Source organism: Arthrobacter sp. Y3225116 (assembly GCF_059091245.1).
Genome location: NZ_JBNHGL010000236.1, coordinates 1 through 4,346, shown reverse-complemented (window position 1 = coordinate 4,346; position 4,346 = coordinate 1). Strand labels below are relative to the sequence as shown.

At 69.1% G+C, this 4,346-nt stretch carries 4 protein-coding genes; 3 read left to right on the top strand and 1 reads right to left on the bottom strand.

Annotated elements, in window-relative coordinates; translation table 11 throughout:
- From sucB to AC5RV2_RS15145, 3 genes are all read left to right on the top strand, one after another.
- The coding region (gene sucB, locus AC5RV2_RS15155; protein WP_494093019.1) for a 2-oxoglutarate dehydrogenase, E2 component, dihydrolipoamide succinyltransferase at positions 1-915 on the top strand (915 nt) is incomplete at its 5' end.
- A 176-nt stretch (positions 916-1,091) separates the two neighbouring features.
- Positions 1,092-1,442: a hypothetical protein gene (locus AC5RV2_RS15150; RefSeq protein WP_494093018.1), complete on the top strand. Its 351-nt coding sequence runs from the start codon at positions 1,092-1,094 to the stop codon at positions 1,440-1,442.
- A gap of 172 nt (positions 1,443-1,614) precedes the next feature.
- Positions 1,615-2,046, top strand: a complete 432-nt coding sequence (locus AC5RV2_RS15145; protein WP_493987444.1) for an OsmC family peroxiredoxin — start codon at positions 1,615-1,617, stop codon at positions 2,044-2,046.
- Positions 2,047-2,118: 72 nt separating this feature from the next.
- On the opposite strand, the gene AC5RV2_RS15140 is transcribed toward AC5RV2_RS15145, so the two are convergent.
- The coding region (locus AC5RV2_RS15140) for a S41 family peptidase (RefSeq protein ID WP_494093017.1) at positions 2,119-4,346 on the bottom strand (2,228 nt) is incomplete at its 5' end.

The window sequence follows — 4,346 nt, the reverse complement described above, 5'->3', positions numbered from 1 at the left end:
GACGCCGGCTACGTCACCCCGCTGGTCCGCAAGCTGGCCAACCAGCACGGCGTGGACCTGTCCGCCGTCAAGGGCACCGGCGTGGGTGGACGCATCCGCAAGCAGGACGTGCTGGAGGCGGCCGAATCCGCCAAGCCGGCCGCAGCACCGGCAGCCGCCGCGAAGGCTCCGGCGGACGCCGCGGCCTCGGCCAAGCGCGGCACCGTCGAGAAGGCACCGCGGATCCGCCAGGTGATCGCCCGCCGGATGCGCGAATCGCTGGACGCTTCCACCCAGCTCACCCAGGTCCACGAGGTCGACATGACCAAGGTGGCGAAGCTGCGCGAGCGTGCCAAGAAGTCCTTCCAGGAGCAGAACGGCGTCAAGCTGACGTACCTGCCCTTCATCGCCAAGGCCGTCGCGGAGGCGCTCAAGCAGCATCCGAAGCTGAACGCCGAGTACGACGAGGAAAAGCAGGAGATCACCTACCACAACGCAGAGCACCTGGCGATTGCGGTGGACACCGACAAGGGCCTGCTGGTCCCGGTGATCAACGACGCCGGCAGCCTGAACCTGGCCGGCCTGGCGGGCAAGATCGCCGATGTTGCCGCACGTACCCGCAGCAACAAGATCGCTCCCGACGAGCTCTCCGGCGGTACCTTCTCGATCACCAACATCGGCAGCGTCGGCGCCCTGTTCGACACGCCGATCATCAACCAGCCGCAGGTGGGAATCCTCGGTACCGGCGCCATCGTCAAGCGGCCCATGGTGGTCCAGGATGAGAACGGCGACGATTCGATCGCGATTCGCTCGATGATGTACCTGTCCCTGACCTACGACCACCGTCTGGTCGACGGCGCGGATGCCGGCCGTTTCCTGCAGACACTGCGGGCGCGTCTGGAAGCCGGACAGTTCGAGGCGGACCTGGGCCTCTAGCCGGCCTGCCCCGCGCGACGCACGGATGAGCGGCGGGCTGCGTTCCCAGTGGACGCAGCCCGCCGCCGTGCTTTGCCCCCCTCGGCCCGCCGGCCGCTACTACGTCAGGTAGAAATACCCGTCCCGCCGCGGCATGGCGCGGATCTGCGTGCCTCCCCGGCCGATAAGCTGGGCCTATGGACATCCTTTACAACATTTTCGTCTTCCTGCACATCGTCGGTGCTGCCATGATCGTCGGCATCTGGATCGGCAACATGAAGAAGCCCACCGTCCACCCCCGCCAGTTCGACGGCGCCGCCCTCCAGCTGATCACCGGCGTCATCATGATGGGCCTGATTCCGGCCCTGGCCATCGACGCCGACTACGTGAAGCTGACCGTCAAGCTGGTCATCGGGCTCGTCGTGGGTGTCCTCGCGTTCATCGGCCGCCGCAAGTACAAGGCCGGCGAACCGATTTCAACCGGCCTGGCCCATTCCGTGGGCGGCCTGGCGCTGCTGAACGTCGCCATCGCGACCCTCTGGAACTGACCTTACGAATGTGCACGCTGCGGCCGGCCCCGCCCCGGGGCCGGCCGCGGTGGCTTTAACCGGTGCCGCCGGACAGTCCGGCGCAACTCCCCTAGGATGAGGAAGACGGCACCGGCCGCCTTTGGCCGGGACCGGCGGAAAACGAATCCTGTACATCAACCAAGGAGGACATATGGCTACAACACGTTCTGCCAGCACCGAGTGGAACGGCGACCTGTTTAGCGGCGCCGGCCAGACTACGTTCGAAACGTCCGGGATCGGCACCTACGATGTCACCTGGAAGGCACGTGCGGACCAGTCCGAAGGAAAGACCAGCCCCGAAGAACTGCTGGCTGCCGCCCACGCCACCTGCTACTCGATGCAGTTCAGCAACATGCTTAAGGAAAACGGGACCACCGCCGAGAGCATTAAGACCTCGGCGGCCGTGGATTTCGTGCCGGGCACCGGCATTACCGAGATTCGCCTGACCGTGAACGCGACCGTCCCCGGGATCAGCGAGGACGACTTCCAGCGCCTGGCCTCCGGGGCCAAGGACACCTGTCCGGTTTCCGGCGCCCTGGCCTCCGTGCCGAGCATCACGATTGATGCCACCCTGGCCGGCTAGCACTCCAGTCTTCGTCGAAGAACCCCGGGCACCTTCGGTGTGCCCGGGGTTCTTCAATGTTCGGCCCGGCCCTCAGCCGGCCTCCTGCGGACGCGGCGGCAGCGGTCCGGGGCGCAGCACGGGATAACCGGCCCGCGCCGGCGGCTGGTCGGTCGGCAGCTCGCCCAGCATCTCCTTGAGGATGCCGACGCTGTGCTCCAGCTGCGGGTCCTCCCCCGCCCCGTACGCATGCGGCGGGAACGGCACCTCGATGTCCGGATCCACCCCGTAGTTCTCCACGCCCCAGCCCACGCCCTGCGTGAACCAGAACGCGTACCGCGGCTGCGTGACACCGGTGCCGTCGGCCAGCGAGAACTTCGCGTCGATGCCGACCACCCCGCCCCAGGTCCGCGTCCCGACCACGGGGCCGATTCCGCGCAGCTTGCTCACCTGGGTGATGATGTCGCCGTCGGACCCGGCGTATTCATCCGTGAGGACGACGACGGGGCCCCGCGGCGCGTGGGCCGGGTACGTGCCCGGTTGCTCGCCGCGGGCGAGGTTCCAGGCGGTGACCTTCCGGCCGATCAACTCGGCAACCAGCTGGGAGGTATGGCCGCCGCGGTTGCGCCGTACGTCGATGACGAGCGCGTCCTTGGCGGTCTCCACGTCCAGGTCGCGGTGCAGTTGTGCCCAGCCGCGCGCCACCATGTCAGGAATGTGGAGGTAACCGAAGCGTCCGTTCGATGCCTCGCGGACATTGCGGCGGTTCCCGGAGACCCAGTTCTGGTACCGGAGCCGCTCTTCGTCGCGGATGGGTATCACGGCGATCCGCCGCTGCAGGCCGGCTTCCGGGCTGCCCGCCCCGTTGACGATGGTGAGCTCGACCGTCTTGCCGGCCGCCCCGGCCAGCAGCGGCGCCGGGCCTGCCAGCGGGTCCACGGGGATGCCGTCCACCGCCGCGATCACGTCCCCCGGGTCGACGGCTGCGCCCGGAGCTGTCAGCGGAGACATCGCCAGCGGGTCCGACGATTCGCCGGCGAGGATCCTCTGCACGGTCCAGCCCGCCTCGGTCCGCGCCAGGTCGGCGCCGAGCCGTCCCTGTTTCCCGGAGCCGGGCTCGGCGACCGGCGGGGGCGAAACGTAGGCGTGCGAGGTGCCGAGTTCGCCGTGCAGCTCCCAGAGCAGGTCCACCAGGTCGTCGTGCGATCCAAGCCGCTCGACCAGGGGCCGGTAACGGTCGTAGACGCCTTGCCAGTCCAGCCCGGCCAGGTCCTCGGCCCAGTAGAAGTCGCGCTGCAGCCGCCAGGCCTCGTCGAACGCCTGGCCCCAGACCTTGAGCGGTTCGAGCGTGACCCGGATCCGACCCAGGTCGACCTGCACGCTCTCGGGCGAGTCGTCGTCGACCTTGCCTGCGGCCGGCACGGCCTTCACCTGCGCCTTGTGCACGTACACGATCCGCTTGCGGTCTTGGGACACCTCGTAGGAATCCAGCGCCGGCACCAGCACGGAAACCTCCCGGCGGGAGAGGTCGAACCGTTCCAGCCGCTGGGACTGCTCCGGCTCCTCCGCCGACGCACGGCCCTCTCCGGTGACACCGGCGGGGTCACTGGCCAGCCACAGCAGGGCTCCGTCTACCGCGCTGAGGTCGGTGTAGCGGCCCTGCCGGACCGGGACCGGGATGATCCGCTCGCCCAGCCGTTCGGCGTCCACCACCATGTCGGCGACGGCGGGCGTGGCCTGGTCCTCCCCGTTCGGGGATCCGTCGTGATCCTTCCCGGCCGACGGCGGCGCATCCGGCAGCGTGCCGTGCACCGACGGGCCGAACGGCGAAGACGTGGCGGCGGCCAGGGCCACCAGGAACGGCTTGGTCGATTCGGGAAAACCCAGGTCGAAGCTGTGGGTGGAATAGACCGGATCGAAGCTCCGTTCGGAGAGGAACGCGGCGAACTTGCCGTCCGGGGTGAACGCCGGACCATGGTCGCGGAAGCGCCCGTCGGTCACGTCGACGATGCCGCCGGTGCCGTCGGCCCGGGCCAGCCGGAGACGCGTGCGGGTGCCCTCCGCGGTCACGGGCTCGGCCCACAGGATCCAGCGGGAATCCGGCGAGAAGACCAGATCGCTGATCGCCCCGTGGTCGGTGCCGGAGAGCCGGCGGAGCTGCGCGCTGTCGGCGTCCAGGACCAGTACCTGGCCGTATTCGGTGGCCACTGCCGCCAGCTTGCCGTCCGGACTGGCGGCAAGCGCGCTCACCCGGTCCGGGCCGGGCAGCTCGACGCGGCGCAATTGCTGCGGCTCCAGCGCTTCGGCGGAACGGGCGTCCG

Coding starts and splice junctions, on each gene's coding strand:
- AC5RV2_RS15150 (WP_494093018.1), top strand. CDS start 1,092: ATGGACATCCTTTACAACATTTTCGTCTTCCTGCACATCGTCGGTGCT.
- AC5RV2_RS15145 (WP_493987444.1), top strand. CDS start 1,615: ATGGCTACAACACGTTCTGCCAGCACCGAGTGGAACGGCGACCTGTTT.